At 44.4% G+C, this 13,105-nt stretch carries 15 protein-coding genes; 6 read left to right on the top strand and 9 right to left on the bottom strand.

The window, feature by feature from the left end; genetic code table 11:
• Positions 1–4: 4 nt before the first annotated feature.
• Entirely contained in the window at positions 5–1,291 is a 1,287-nt protein-coding gene (locus D1151_RS14960) for an HlyC/CorC family transporter (RefSeq protein ID WP_160201604.1), read from the bottom strand.
• 168 nt (positions 1,292–1,459) lie between these two features.
• On the opposite strand from D1151_RS14960, the gene D1151_RS14955 reads away from it, so the two are divergent.
• Entirely contained in the window at positions 1,460–2,434 is a 975-nt protein-coding gene (locus D1151_RS14955; RefSeq protein WP_161909425.1) for a biotin--[acetyl-CoA-carboxylase] ligase, read from the top strand.
• A gap of 284 nt (positions 2,435–2,718) precedes the next feature.
• Here the strand turns inward: D1151_RS14955 and D1151_RS14950 are convergent, their stop codons facing one another.
• From D1151_RS14950 to cobT, 5 genes are read right to left on the bottom strand one after another with little or no spacing between them, the layout of a single operon-like run.
• Complete coding sequence (locus D1151_RS14950; protein ID WP_160201602.1) at positions 2,719–3,345, bottom strand: histidine phosphatase family protein; 627 nt, start codon at positions 3,343–3,345, stop codon at positions 2,719–2,721.
• 13 nt (positions 3,346–3,358) lie between these two features.
• Positions 3,359–3,739 carry a bifunctional adenosylcobinamide kinase/adenosylcobinamide-phosphate guanylyltransferase gene (locus tag D1151_RS14945; RefSeq protein WP_161909424.1) on the bottom strand — a complete coding sequence of 127 codons (381 nt, stop codon included), beginning with the start codon at positions 3,737–3,739 and terminating at the stop codon, positions 3,359–3,361.
• Positions 3,740–3,757: 18 nt separating this feature from the next.
• Entirely contained in the window at positions 3,758–4,516 is a 759-nt protein-coding gene (locus D1151_RS14940; protein WP_161909423.1) for an adenosylcobinamide-GDP ribazoletransferase, read from the bottom strand.
• Positions 4,513–5,058 carry a bifunctional adenosylcobinamide kinase/adenosylcobinamide-phosphate guanylyltransferase gene (locus D1151_RS14935; RefSeq protein ID WP_161909422.1) on the bottom strand — a complete coding sequence of 182 codons (546 nt, stop codon included), beginning with the start codon at positions 5,056–5,058 and terminating at the stop codon, positions 4,513–4,515. Before D1151_RS14935 ends, D1151_RS14940 begins: the two co-directional genes overlap by 4 nt.
• Positions 5,058–6,191, bottom strand: a complete 1,134-nt coding sequence (cobT, locus tag D1151_RS14930; RefSeq protein WP_161909421.1) for a nicotinate-nucleotide--dimethylbenzimidazole phosphoribosyltransferase — start codon at positions 6,189–6,191, stop codon at positions 5,058–5,060. Before cobT ends, D1151_RS14935 begins: the two co-directional genes overlap by 1 nt.
• Before the next feature lie 342 nt (positions 6,192–6,533).
• Here cobT and D1151_RS14925 point away from each other — a divergent pair, with 342 nt between their 5' ends.
• The 3 genes from D1151_RS14925 to D1151_RS14915 all read left to right on the top strand — a co-directional run bounded on the left by D1151_RS14925 (position 6,534) and on the right by D1151_RS14915 (position 8,782).
• Complete coding sequence (locus D1151_RS14925; RefSeq protein WP_161909420.1) at positions 6,534–7,460, top strand: DMT family transporter; 927 nt, start codon at positions 6,534–6,536, stop codon at positions 7,458–7,460.
• Between the two features lie 197 nt (positions 7,461–7,657).
• Positions 7,658–8,227, top strand: coding sequence for an HDIG domain-containing metalloprotein (locus D1151_RS14920; protein ID WP_201759545.1), 570 nt, complete (start codon positions 7,658–7,660; stop codon positions 8,225–8,227).
• Between the two features lie 3 nt (positions 8,228–8,230).
• On the top strand, positions 8,231–8,782 hold the full coding sequence (locus D1151_RS14915; protein WP_160201595.1) for a phosphoribosyltransferase family protein: 552 nt from the start codon (positions 8,231–8,233) through the stop codon (positions 8,780–8,782).
• A gap of 50 nt (positions 8,783–8,832) precedes the next feature.
• Here D1151_RS14915 and D1151_RS14910 read toward each other — a convergent pair whose 3' ends face one another.
• Positions 8,833–9,606 carry a dimethylarginine dimethylaminohydrolase family protein gene (locus tag D1151_RS14910; RefSeq protein ID WP_161909419.1) on the bottom strand — a complete coding sequence of 258 codons (774 nt, stop codon included), beginning with the start codon at positions 9,604–9,606 and terminating at the stop codon, positions 8,833–8,835.
• Positions 9,607–9,735: 129 nt separating this feature from the next.
• Positions 9,736–10,494, bottom strand: coding sequence for a class B sortase (gene srtB / locus D1151_RS14905; RefSeq protein WP_161909418.1), 759 nt, complete (start codon positions 10,492–10,494; stop codon positions 9,736–9,738).
• Between the two features lie 93 nt (positions 10,495–10,587).
• On the opposite strand from srtB, the gene D1151_RS14900 reads away from it, so the two are divergent.
• A complete protein-coding gene (locus tag D1151_RS14900) occupies positions 10,588–10,959 on the top strand; it encodes a hypothetical protein (protein WP_161909417.1) in 372 nt (123 codons plus the stop codon).
• 22 nt (positions 10,960–10,981) lie between these two features.
• A complete protein-coding gene (locus D1151_RS14895) occupies positions 10,982–12,508 on the top strand; it encodes a phosphomannomutase/phosphoglucomutase (RefSeq protein ID WP_161909416.1) in 1,527 nt (508 codons plus the stop codon).
• A gap of 27 nt (positions 12,509–12,535) precedes the next feature.
• On the opposite strand, the gene D1151_RS14890 is transcribed toward D1151_RS14895, so the two are convergent.
• Positions 12,536–13,045: a hypothetical protein gene (locus tag D1151_RS14890; RefSeq protein WP_161909415.1), complete on the bottom strand. Its 510-nt coding sequence runs from the start codon at positions 13,043–13,045 to the stop codon at positions 12,536–12,538.
• Positions 13,046–13,105: the final 60 nt, after the last annotated feature.

Below are 13,105 nucleotides of genomic sequence, written 5' to 3'. Positions count from 1 at the left end.
TGTATTAATTCCCCTTTCTGTTCGTCTGCTCTTCTTCAGGTTTTTCCGTAACTCTTAAATTAATTTCAATTGCTTTGCGTTCGTCAGCCTTGATAACCCGACCTTCAAATAATTTATTTCCTACTTCATATTCAAAAGTATCTCCCGCCTTCGGCAGTTTATCAAGCTGCAGTACAACCCAGCCGTTGACGGTAGTTGCATCTAGCTCTACCTCTTCATCAAAGTAATCAAACATTTTCTCTACGTTAGTACTGCACAGGACTCTATAGCTTCCATCCTGCAGCTGCGTAATCTCCTGAGATTCCACTTCGTCATGCTCGTCGTAAATATCACCGACCAGCTCTTCAATAATATCCTCCATCGTGACAAGCCCCGCCGTCCCGCCGTATTCATCGACGATAATAGCGATATGGGTTTTGTTCACCTGCAGCTTTTTTAAAAGATCTGCCGCTTTCATAGAACCTGCTACGTAAACTACAGGTTTTACATAGTCAGAGATTGTCTTCTTAGAACCAGAAATGTAATTGTGAAAATCCTTCTGATTGAGAACTCCCAATATCTTATCCAAATCATCCTCATAAACCGGCAATCTCGAATAGCCGGTTTCCATAAACATCTTCGCTACATCTTTCTTCGTAGAATCAATTTCGATTGCCTTAATATCTACACGGGGTGTCAGCACATCCCACGCTTCAAGTTCATTAAATTCGATAGCATTCTGAATCAGCTCGCTTTGCTCTGCCGCCAGATTCCCTTCCGTTTCAGCTTCCTCCACAATAGTCAAAAGCTCGTCTTCCGTAATTCCCCTGTTATCTACCACCTTAAAAATCTTCGCAAGAAGTTTCTTCCATTGGCTAAAAACGAAGTTGATTGGCGTTAAAATCACCATCAGCACATTGATAAAACCTGATGAAAACATAGCAAAACTTTCTGGACTCTCCTTCGCCAGGCTCTTTGGAGAAATCTCACCAAAAATCAATACGACGACGGTGACAACTACAGTTGAAAGTGTTGCCCCATATTGCGGCGTTAATTCCAGAAATAAAGCTGTCGCAACTGCGGTCATCCCTATATTTACAATATTGTTTCCGATTAAAATCGTCGAAAGTAAATTATCGTATTTGCTTTCTAACTCCAATACTCGTTTTGCTCGTTTATCCCCATCTCCTGCCAGATTCTTCAGTCTGATCCGGTTAAGCGATGTGAACGCCGTTTCTGTTGCCGAAAAATACGCCGACAAAACCACAAAAATAACAATAATCCCGATAGAATACCCTATATGACTATCCATATATTTCCTGTTTTCCTCCTCATATTTTGAATTAAAAAAAGGTACTTGTAACATAGTATTTTACCACATATATCAAAAAAAATAAAGGATTTCACACAAACTCCAACTTTTTTCTGATAGGAATTCGTGCTATACTAAGCATATAAACAAAATACGGAGGAATACGACATGTCCAAAAAAACCGAACTTTTAAAACTGCTCAGTGAAAATACAGGAATCTTTCTTTCCGGTCAGAAAATCGGAGAAGAATTACAGGTTTCCAGAAACGCCATCTGGAAAGCTATGAAGCAGCTTAAAGATGAAGGTTATCATATAGAAAGCAAGCCCAGCGTCGGCTATCGTCTAAAAACAAAGAGCAACATTCTCACCGATGCCTCTGTCGTCGGCGATCTTCGCTACCCCTGTGATCTGCGCGTCTTTGACACCGTGGATTCCACCAACAATGTAGCGAAGGAAATCACCGTTGGAAATAAACCCGTTATGGTGATTGCCAACAAGCAGGAAGCCGGCAGGGGTCGTCTGGGCAGAATGTTTGCTTCACCCTCAGGAACTGGACTGTACATGACCATTGCCCTGCGACCAACCTTTGATTTGAATAAATCCCTCTACGTTACTATGGCCGTAGCTGTGGCAGTCTGCCGCGCCTTGGAAAAAGTAGCCGGCGTCAAAGTAAAAATCAAATGGGTCAATGACCTTTTTTATAAGAACAAAAAAATCTGCGGCATCCTCACAGAGGCGCAGACCAATTTTGAATCAGGAAAAATTGACAGCCTGATCATTGGGATCGGTGTCAACTGTTTCCCCGGCAGCTTTCCAGAAGATCTGAAAGATATCGTCGGCTGTGTATCCGACAAGAAGAACGCCTTCTCCCGCGGAAAGCTGGCAGCTGAAATCTATAATCAGACTCTAGAAATACTGGAAAATCTAGAAAGCAAGTCTTTCCTCATCGAATACCGCACAAAGTGTTTTCTCTTAGGCAAAAATATCCGTATTCATGCCAATCTTAATGAAACATCCATTAAAGCCAGAGCCATCGATATCGACGACAATGGCGGACTGGTAGTGGAATACATGGAAGGTCCTAAAATGCGTCAGATTGAAACCCTCACCACGGGGGAGGTATCCGTGCGACTAGAAGAATAGCTGCTTCTGTCCTGTGGAAAAATACATATTTTCAAAGAAAATCCCGAAAATATGCACATTAGTCTGCATATTTTCGGGATTTTTGCGTTATATATGCACATTCGCCGCACCGAACCGACAATCCGGCTGCTATTTCAGAGGTTTTTATTGAAAAAAATGCATATCAGGAGAAGAAACATCAAAAATATGCAGATTTCCTCAAGAGTTTATGCATATTTTAGGCTCTTTTCCCGGATATATGTACAAGTAGTAAAAAACCTTTTGATTTTTATATATTTATTGGATTATTTAATTTCCTCAAAGGAAGCCGGCTCGCCATCTTTAAATTCCACTGCATAGCCGAATCCTGGCTCCGGCATCCAGTCCCACATGCTGCCCTTTGCTGCCGGAAAAAGTTCCTGCATAACGGCAGAAATTACACCGCCGTGACAGATTACGACTGTGATTGCGTCCTTGCCGTCGTGGCGATGAGAAAGTTCTTTCAAACGGTGATAACCGACAAGTTCCCTAAGGCCGGCAGAAATTCTGGCTGCAAAGGCATTTTTCGTCTCGCCGCCAGTCAAAACCGCCTCACCGGTCTCGTCCCAGCACCAAGCAGAAAATTCCTCATTATCCTTTAGCTCCTCGTAGGATTTGCACTCGTGATCTCCAAACTCCATCTCCCGCAAATTGCGAATCACACCATGATTACGCTCTCCAAAAATCAGCTCAAAGGTTTGCTCCGTGCGCAAAAGTCCTGTCGTATAGCAGTCTGCGTCCTCCGGAATTTGCGGATATATGCCGCCAGAAGCAGCTTTCTCCAGTGCCGCGATACCTTCATCCGCCAACGGTAAGTCCGCCGCACCATAAAACCATTTTTTCTGATTTCCTTCCGTAATTCCATGTCTGATCAGGTAAATTTTTGATACCATTGTCTCACCTTAATTATTTAATCTTGCTGCCGATTCCGCAGAAAATACGAATCACTTCGTCTGCCTCCTGCCCCAAATAGGTCATACACCTGCTGGTGGCTTCTCTCCATGCCCGTTCGGTCTTGTCCATAGGCACCACTCCCTGAGAAATATCATCGCAGATAATAATTTTGTCCCGCAGCTTATCAATATTGTCTTCCAGACACTCCTTCGCATTGACATCTTCCTTAATGCATGCCAGCACAAAACGGTCCAGATTATCAATAACCTTTCTATCAAAGTTCAGCACCATGGACTCCATATCGCAATGGTGTACATCTTTTTCCGTCAAGTCGTAGTTCTCAAGCGCATAATCCAATTTTCCCTGATACGCACCACCGAAAATAAAAATCATTTCTTTTCCCGTCCTTTCTTAAAGCACCGCCAGCGCAAAAATGCCTGCCAGTTCACCGATACAAATGGTATACCCCGCAATATCGCCGCTCATACCACCTAATTGTTTCCTCGCATAAAGACATGCGATAAAGCCGACAACAGCAATCACTGCGCTGCAAATCAGCATCTTAATCCATCCTGCGCCTAGAAGCACAGAAAGCCCCATTACAAGCCCTGTTTGCAGCAGCACGGAAAGCCGATACTTCCATCTGCCCGGAGCTTTGTAGTCTTCCACATACTGGCTGTGCCCAATAGGCTGATACACAAGCACCGCAAGTCCGCTAATCGCCCGGCTTACCACAGGTAAAGTCAAAAGATCTGCATAGCTAATTCTATAAATCGCCGTCGACATAGCTGCAAACCATGCAAGAAGCAGAAACGCTACCGTCACCACCGCAAAAGCACCGACTGTGGAATCCTTTAGAATCCTCTGCCGCTCTTCTAATGGACGTCTGGACATAATTGCATCGTTACAGTCCATAAAGCCGTCCATGTGCATAAACCCGCATATAGCAAAAATATAAAACATCATAAGGAAGCTGATCAAAAGCGGAGATAATTCTATCCGCAGCATGATCCAAAACAGTCCCATCCAAAGTAAACCGATCACCAGCCCGATGGATGGCAGAAATGCCAGCATCATGTTTTTTAACTGGCTGTCCCACCGTTTATACGGACAGGGAAGCGTAATAAAATTTCCCCATGCCATAAAAAAACCAATTATAAATTTCTTCATTTATCTTCCTCACAGTATTCGTATATATGTCCAAAAGCCACTTCGATGACTTTATCGCAGGTCTTTGCAAGGGTCCTGTCGATGAGCGCAAGGGCTTTTCTGTAGCTTTCGGTGTAGTGGTCGAACACTCTGCTGTCAGAGTAAATATAGTCTGATACGAACACTGTATTTCCCGTCTTTTCTGCAAAGCGCACCAGTTCTTTGCAAACCCGCTCGCCTGCACCAAGGTCAATAGTTCCATCCTGCCTGAACATCTCGTTGGAAAGCAGCGCCGTCACACTATCAAGAAGAAAGGCTCCACCTGCGTCCACTTCTCCATCTAAAGCTTTTTCAATCTGGATTCCCTGTTCAATGGTCTCAAAGCCCCATCCCTCCCGGTCACCGATGTGTCGGGTAATTCGCTCTCTATCTTCATCGTCGGTAGGAATCATGGTTGCCAGATAATACAAAGGAACTCCTTCCTCCTGAGACATTCTCTTTGCAATCCGCTGGGCATACATGGACTTCCCATTCTTGCAGCCGCCGCTGATAAATACATTCATTAGAATAAATTTTCCCTTCTAATTTCTTCTAAGTAATCGCCGTCAATAGACGCTTCTTCCAAGGTCTTCATGATATTCATGGACGCAATGGCAGTTTCGATAATTTTAAATGCAATCGGGCAGCCGCTTCCTTCTCCAAGACGCATGCCAAGATCAAACATCGGCGCAAGACCCAGTCGATCCATTGCAATCACATAACCGATTTCGTAGGATTTGTGGGAAGCAAACATATAATCCACCACCCTCGGATTCAGTTCCTTGGCAACACAAGCTGCAACAACAGAAATAAAACCGTCAATTACAACCGGAATCCTGTAAATACCTGCACCCAAAAATGCACCTACCATAGCACAGATATCGTAGCCTCCAACTTTTGCCAGCTTCTCTATAGGATCGCTCATGCACCAGCTGTTGACTGCATCGTCTACGATTTTCAGCTTCTTAGCAAGTCCCTCATCGTTAAGTCCGCCGCCTCTGCCGACTACGTCCTTTGCAGGTGCGCCGGTCAATGCGCTCAAAACTGCAGAACTGGTAGTCGTATTTCCGATACCCATTTCACCGACGCCCATAAGCTGTACGCCAGCTTTTTTTGCCGCCTCCGCTGCTTCAATCCCGATGAGAATAGCTCTTACCGCCTCCTCTCTGGTCATAGCGGCTTCCTTTGCCAGATTCCGCGTACCGTTTGCAATTCGTCTATTTACGATTTTGACAGGAATCTTTCCCTCTTCTGTCAGCATAGCATCCGTATAAAGTTCCTGCGGAATTTCCATGGCAACGCCCACATCTGTTACTAAAAGATCAATGCCATAATACTTTGCCATGGAGCTGACTCCGGTATATCTTCTGGTAAAATTGATAGTCTGGGACAAAGTAACAGACTGCGGTGCAGACGCGACGCCCTCTGCAACGACACCATTATCTGAAGACATGATGACAACACACTGCTTCGACACATCATTTCCTACAGCTTTTCCGGAAATCCCTGCAATTTTTATGGAGATATCCTCAAGCTTACCTAAACTTCCCGGCGGTTTTGCCAGGTAATCCTGCCGCTGTTTTGCTGCTGCCATTGCCCCTTCATCCAAGGTTTCTATTTTTCCAATTAGCTCAAATAATTTCTTTTCGTTGCTCATCTTTTGTAACCTTTCTTCTACATCTCTCTTTCATTCACAATAAATCTATTTTACCACAATTCCAAACGAGGGAAAAGCACGGATTTTTCATTGAAGCCTATAAACACATCAGCATATAGGACGGCAGATAAACTGTTTGGCCTTCTTTTCTGTAATTTCTATGTCGCTTCAGTCAGTTTTTGCGCCACTGTATTTTCAAAAAACATGCCTTCATTTGTACAAAATACAACTACCCCTTTGCTTTTTTGTATGAAAAAAAATGTTCTCCGCTTGTAATGTTTTCCTTTTTTTAATATAATTGAGATACGAAATAATTCTGATTAATAAAGAGGATTTAATTTTATGAGTAAAAAAATGCGCAGTAACATCTTACTGCTGATTACAGCAGTCATCTGGGGTTCCGCTTTTGTTGCCCAAAAAGCGGGCGCTTCATTGGAGCCTTTCACATACAACGGAATTCGTATGTTTATCGGCGGACTTGTGCTGATTCCCGTCATTTACGTGTTTAAAGCACTGAGCAAGGACAAAGAGGAAACACCTAAAACAGAAGCGGAGCTTGCCGCTGAGAGAAAAACCCTCATCGTCGGAGGTATCTCCTGCGGTGTCGTCCTATGTATCGCTTCTACCCTGCAGCAGTTCGGACTATATTTTGAAACTAGTGCCGGAAAGGCTGGATTCATCACATCCCTTTACATCGTCATCGTACCGGTACTGGGTTTATTCCTGCGACAAAAGGTAAAACCTATTGTCTGGGGCTGCATTGTCATGGGCGCATTCGGATTCTATCTGCTGACCATGGCAGGAAAAGGAGAAGGCTTTACCATTCATACCGGTGAACTGTTTGTTCTGATTTGTGCAGTCGCTTTCTCTTGTCACATTCTGGTAGTTGATCACTTTTCTCCAAAATGCGACGGTATCAAGCTTTCCTGCATCCAGTTCCTGACCGCCGGTATAATCGGAATCATATGTATGTTCATCTTTGAAACACCAATACTTGCAGATATTTTAGACTGTTGGCTGCCGATTCTGTACTGCGGCGTCATCTCCTCAGGTGTTGCCTATACTTGTCAGGTTTTAGGTCAAAAAGACGCAGAGCCTGCTGCGGCCTCTTTGATTCTAAGTCTGGAATCTGTATTCTCTGTGCTCTTCGGCGCACTGATTCTAGGCGAACGGCTCACACTGCTGGAGGGGCTGGGCTGCATTGTCATCTTCATTGCAGTTATAATACCACAGCTTCCATCCAAAGAAGAGCGCTTACAGGCAAAATAACAATAATAAGCACACACTTCCAAAAGTATAATAAGAAACGCGAAATTGGGTCAGTTCCACTGTGCCCCTTTTCGCGTTTTCTGAAGAAATCACCAACCAAAGCAAACGCGCAGGCCTTGCAAGACTGCGCGTTTTGTCGTATACTGAAAGTATCAAATTGGAAATACCAAAACTTAACAGAACAGGAAGTGATACCAATGATTAATCGAAAGGAAGCTTTGGAACTTTTGAAAAAATATAACAAGGAGGAGTTTCACATCCATCACGGCATTACACTGGAATGTGTCATGCGCTACATGGCGAAAAAACAGGGATTTGACGAGGATGCGGAATTCTGGGCAATTTGCGGATTGCTGCACGACATCGATTTTGAGATGTGGCCGGAAGAGCACTGCAAAAAAGCGCCGGAACTCCTGCGTGAAGCCGGTGTGGACGAAGCGATTATCCATGCGGTTTGTTCCCACGGCTACGGTCTATGTTCTGACGTAGAACCGACCCACCTGATGGAAAAAATCCTATTTGCGGCAGACGAACTGACCGGACTCATCGGCGCTGCTGTTATTTTGCGCCCTTCCAAAAGCTGCAAGGATATGGATTTAAAATCTTTAAAGAAAAAATTTAAGGACAAGCGCTTTGCTGCAGGCTGTGACAGAGATGTCATCAGAACCGGCGCTGAACAGCTGGGCTGGGAACTGGAAACACTCATGGCTGAGGTCCTCGAAGCCATGCAGGCTTGCGAAGACGAAATCGCAGAATTGGAGAAATAAATCATGTTTTACGAAATGACCATTGCAGGCTGCAAGCGCCAGCTGCCTCTTTGCAAAATCAACGATGAACTTTATATCGGCGCATTCATCATGTTCAGTGATGTAGAAATTACTCGCGCCAGCGCCGCAGCGCTTCTGGAAAAAGCGCCGGAATTTGACGTAATCATTACTGCCGAATCCAAAGGCATTCCCCTTGCTTACGAAATGGCAAGACAAGCTGGCATCAACGATTATATCGTTGCCAGAAAGGGACCGAAACTCTATATGCAGAATGTCATCACCACAGAGGTGGACTCTATCACTACCGACCACATTCAGACACTGTGCCTGGGTCAGACGGAAATTGATAAAATGAAAGGCAAAAAAGTGCTTATCATCGACGACGTCATCAGTACCGGCGAATCTCTGCTTTCTATAGAAACCCTGCTGAAACAGGTCGGCTGCGAAATCGCAGGCAGAATGGCAGTCCTTGCAGAAGGCGAGGCTGCAGACCGAGACGATATTATTTTCCTGGAAAAACTTCCTCTTTTCAACGCAGATGGAACAGTAAAATAGCATACAAAAAGCTGCCAAGGGGAAACCCACAGGCAGCTTTTTTCACAATTTTAGAATCTCAACGACAGGCAAGTCAGACTTCCGTCAATCTTTCTAAATTCTCCGGTGTCCACCAGTACAATCGGGTATCCTAAATCCTCGATGATTTTCTGTGTCTTAGGATAGCCTTCCGGTACAAGTACTGTGCCATTGATGTTCATACTGTTGATTGCATAAAGCTCGTCTGTATCGACGACAAACCGGTTAAAATCCTTGAACGCAGGCATCTCATTCATAACAGGCGTAACCAGCATGTTGTTATTTTCAAGATAGATGACAAAGTCCTTCAAATGCAGCCCCTCTGTTACAGGAACAGTTGAAGAAGTGTAACCGAATTTCGTCACGATATCATTAAACTGCTTTGCGCCCTCTTTATTAGTACGGTCAGACAGACCAACATAGAAGTGATCCCCAACTCTCATGACATCGCCGCCTTCCATGGTTCCCGGTGCTTCGATGTAGAAAATCTGAGAATCGTCGTAAAACTTTTTGATTGCGTCGATAATCTCGTGCTTCTCACCATTTCTTGAATCCGTAGCCGGGTTGGTGATAACTGCACAGCGCTCCATTACTACAGCAGGGTCTTCCACAAAACAGGAATCTGGATATCTTTCGTCTGCTTCCAATTCTGTGACATCCAGTCCCAAACTCCGAAGGACTTCAACATATTTATCATGTTGCTTTATCGCTCTCTCATAATCCGGTGTGCCATCACAAAACTGTGCAGTGGAAATGCCGTCAATCAGCGCTTTACAGGGTTTTCTTGTAATTGCTCTCGTAAACATACTATTTCCTCCTTATTCTTGCGAGTTCCTCACTATAGATATAATATATCTCAAACCACCCGATTTTAAAAGCGCATATTTATCATATTTTTCATGATTTTTATACATAGAAACTGCCTGCATTCTATTCTATTTATCTCCGTCTTCCTCTTTCTCCACCAGCTTACCATACACGACCATTCTGGCGTCTTCAAACTCATAAGTGCAGGTACTGAGCATCACAATCCGATCTTCTGCGCTTACCTCCACCTCATCAATATTGATCAGGCTGTTCTTCTTGATCTGTGCCAGATAGTTGGCTTTTTCCTCGTAGCTGTCAAACTGACATTTGTACATCGGGCTGTCCGCCGGTATACGAATCACACCGAAAATCTCAACATCATACTCGTGTTTCGGTGTAATCAGCTGCATCACCGGATGCTTGTCATAATATCGCTTGCTCTCATATTCTGTCAAAGAGTGGAACATGCTACCGTCTTTCATGCGGTGTCCATAAATTATCGTATTAAAGTCTCTGAAAGGCTTTTCCACGCGGTAATCGATAAACAGTGAGCCTTTTCCATTCCACTCTCCGTTTACCATGCGGTACAAATAGTAGCTGTTATCGTCGCCCTGCACTACCGGATAATTGATAACCGTACCTTCTGAATAAAGCCATGCTTTCACATCCTTGTTCTGCTTCCGCAATGCTTTGAAATTGATGTTCTCTATATCCTCCATATCTTCTATGCCAGCAAGAAGCTGCAGCTGTTCATAAGCTTTGGTTCCCTCGTGATACTCGCTTAAAATTCCCACGATTTTATAGATACAGACACCGATAATAATCAAAAGCACAAGGATGATAATTTTATATATAATTTTACCTTTCTTTTTCTCCTGCTTCTCCATAAATCTCATCTCCTTTGTCCTTATTGTATCATAAAATAATTTCCATTTCATTGTTTTGCGCATAATTTTTTCTCAGGGTCAAATATTAAATCCATGGAATTGATAGTATTTATTTTAGGCGGCGTTTTTTATGGTCTTACGGAAATTCTTTATCGTGGCTACACGCATTGGTCCATGGTACTGACTGGCGGTGCCGTCGCCTTCACTTTTTATTTGCTGACACCGTTTCTCCTTCATACGAACATTTTCTTTGCCGCAGCGGTCGGCGCTCTCATCGTAACATTTTACGAATTTTCTATGGGCGTTGTCGTAAACCTGTGGCTGCAGTGGGATGTCTGGGATTACTCTGCACTGCCCGGCAATATTTTAGGACAGGTCTGCCCAAAATATACAGCCTACTGGTTTGTATTATGCCTTGCCTTCTTCGCATTGATAAAATATAATAAAGGTATATTTCTATACTGAAAATGCGACAGGAGATTTCATTATGCCAAGATATGATTACGGTAAGCTGCAAAACGGCAGTGATATAAGAGGAATTGCTTTAGAAGGCGTAGAAGGTGAACATGTGAACCTGGACACTGAAGCCGCAGGAAGAATCGCCAGAGGATTTTTATTCTGGCTGCACCATACCACTGGTAAAGAAGCAGCACAGCTGACGGTTTCTATCGGCAGAGATCCGAGACTTTCCGGCGAAGCTATAGTAAAAGCATTCTGCGATGCCCTCGCGCCATACGGCTGCAAAATTTTAGACGCAGGACTGGCTTCCACGCCCGCCATGTTTATGTCCACTATCTTTGAAGAGTATCAGTGTGACGGTGCAGTTATGGTAACCGCCAGCCATCTTCCCTGGAACCGCAACGGCATGAAGTTTTTCAGCAAAGAAGGCGGACTTAACAAAGGCGATATCGCTGACATTATTACCTTTGCAGAGTCCGACTCAGTACTTAATTCAATCAGACCCGGCGCGCCATCGGAAATAAAAGAAATTCCGCTGCTGGATACTTATGCTGCCCATCTGCGCAAACTGATTACAGACGGCGCTGCCGCCGGCGACACGCCGCTTTCCGGCATGAAGATTACCGTAGACGCAGGTAATGGCTCCGGCGGATTTTACGCGGAAAAGGTACTAGCGCCACTGGGTGCGGACGTTTCTTCCAGTCAGTTCCTTGAACCGGACGGACATTTTCCAAACCATGCACCGAATCCGGAGGACAAAAAAGCCATGGCGGCGATATGTCAGCAGGTTCGTACCTGCGGTGCCGATTTGGGGCTGATTTTTGATACGGATGTGGACCGTTCCTCTGCGGTCGATGAACACGGCAACGAAATCAACCGAAACGGCATTGTTGCAATGGCTGCGGCTCTGATTGCAGACCAATACCCAGGTACAACAGTTGTTACAGACAGCATTACCAGTAAGCAGCTGACTGCTTTCCTCGAAGATACGCTCGGTCTTTCTCATCTGCGGTTTAAGCGCGGCTACAAAAATGTGATTAACAAATCCATAGAACTCTGCGAATCCGGCGTAGACAGTCAGCTCGCCATCGAAACCAGCGGTCACGCAGCATACAAAGAAAATTATTTTCTCGACGACGGCGCTTACCTCGCCACAAAAATTGTCATCAAAGCAGCGCTGCTGTTTCGTGAGGGGCGCGGCATCTCCAGTCTAATTTCCGAGATGAAAATGCCAGCAGAATCCATCGAAGTTCGTTTTCCGATTCTGGCAGAGGACTTTGCCTCCTACGGTGACCAAATTCTAAAAGATTTGGAAATACTGGCAGACTCCGGTCAAATCAAAGGCGCTTCGCTGGTAACACCAAACTACGAAGGGGTTCGCATCGACTTTGCCCAGCCGTCTTGCACTGGCTGGCTCCTTCTTCGCAAATCTCTGCACGATCCAATCATGCCACTGAATATCGAATCCGATGTGGAAGGTGGTACCGATGAAATCCGCAGAATGCTGAAGCCTCTGCTGGCAGGCTACGATAAACTGGATATCAGTAAGTTATAAAATTAGTCAATGCACGCTGTCGCAGTCTCATATTGCGGCAGCGGTTCTTTTCTCCGCAATTCCGCCCTTTGCGAAGTGCGGCAAAATCTGCGTTTCAATAATATGATTAATAAGAACACTGCTGACATTCTGATTGCTGTCGTCCATAGTTAGAATCAGATTTTTACCAATTGTATATCCGTTTTGCTGATAGATATTTAGTTTTTCTGCAGTCCTCTGACAGTACCCTAAATCCGAGAGCAATCCCAAATGCTCCCAAATTATTACATTCCCATCTGGAAGCAGAATTGTGAAATCCGGATAAATCACACTGCCTACGCCTTTCCGATAAACGAAAATCTCCTCATAATGAAACGGAATCCCATAGGCATAAAGGGCATTGGCGATCAGCTGCTCTGATTTAGAGCGTACCAACTCTCCATAATCCGTTTCGTGTTTGTGGCTCAGCGCATTGAAAGGCGCTTTTTTATAGGGCTGATTTAGCCGGGCTTCAAGAGTCTTCTTCTCTCGTAACTTGATGATTTGAAGGTTTGTCAAACATATGTTACACCGTCATGCAAAAAATTAAATAAAGTATCTTTAGGAGAAAGCCACTTT

The organism is Emergencia sp. 1XD21-10, from assembly GCF_009936045.1.
Classification (GTDB): domain Bacteria; phylum Bacillota; class Clostridia; order Peptostreptococcales; family Anaerovoracaceae; genus Senimuribacter; species Senimuribacter intestinalis.
Note: the sequence above shows the minus strand (reverse complement) of the source record. Positions and strands in the feature narration are given on the sequence as shown.

What these genes read in the sequence shown, in the direction of transcription:
- D1151_RS14960 (WP_160201604.1), bottom strand. Translation starts at nt 1,291, where the DNA reads ATGGATAGTCATATAGGGTATTCTATCGGGATTATTGTTATTTTTGTG.
- D1151_RS14955 (WP_161909425.1), top strand. Translation starts at nt 1,460, where the DNA reads ATGTCCAAAAAAACCGAACTTTTAAAACTGCTCAGTGAAAATACAGGA.
- D1151_RS14950 (WP_160201602.1), bottom strand. Translation starts at nt 3,345, where the DNA reads ATGGTATCAAAAATTTACCTGATCAGACATGGAATTACGGAAGGAAAT.
- D1151_RS14945 (WP_161909424.1), bottom strand. Translation starts at nt 3,739, where the DNA reads ATGATTTTTATTTTCGGTGGTGCGTATCAGGGAAAATTGGATTATGCG.
- D1151_RS14940 (WP_161909423.1), bottom strand. Translation starts at nt 4,516, where the DNA reads ATGAAGAAATTTATAATTGGTTTTTTTATGGCATGGGGAAATTTTATT.
- D1151_RS14935 (WP_161909422.1), bottom strand. Translation starts at nt 5,058, where the DNA reads ATGAATGTATTTATCAGCGGCGGCTGCAAGAATGGGAAGTCCATGTAT.
- cobT (WP_161909421.1), bottom strand. Translation starts at nt 6,191, where the DNA reads ATGAGCAACGAAAAGAAATTATTTGAGCTAATTGGAAAAATAGAAACC.
- D1151_RS14925 (WP_161909420.1), top strand. Translation starts at nt 6,534, where the DNA reads ATGAGTAAAAAAATGCGCAGTAACATCTTACTGCTGATTACAGCAGTC.
- D1151_RS14920 (WP_201759545.1), top strand. Translation starts at nt 7,658, where the DNA reads ATGATTAATCGAAAGGAAGCTTTGGAACTTTTGAAAAAATATAACAAG.
- D1151_RS14915 (WP_160201595.1), top strand. Translation starts at nt 8,231, where the DNA reads ATGTTTTACGAAATGACCATTGCAGGCTGCAAGCGCCAGCTGCCTCTT.
- D1151_RS14910 (WP_161909419.1), bottom strand. Translation starts at nt 9,606, where the DNA reads ATGTTTACGAGAGCAATTACAAGAAAACCCTGTAAAGCGCTGATTGAC.
- srtB (WP_161909418.1), bottom strand. Translation starts at nt 10,494, where the DNA reads ATGGAGAAGCAGGAGAAAAAGAAAGGTAAAATTATATATAAAATTATC.
- D1151_RS14900 (WP_161909417.1), top strand. Translation starts at nt 10,588, where the DNA reads ATGGAATTGATAGTATTTATTTTAGGCGGCGTTTTTTATGGTCTTACG.
- D1151_RS14895 (WP_161909416.1), top strand. Translation starts at nt 10,982, where the DNA reads ATGCCAAGATATGATTACGGTAAGCTGCAAAACGGCAGTGATATAAGA.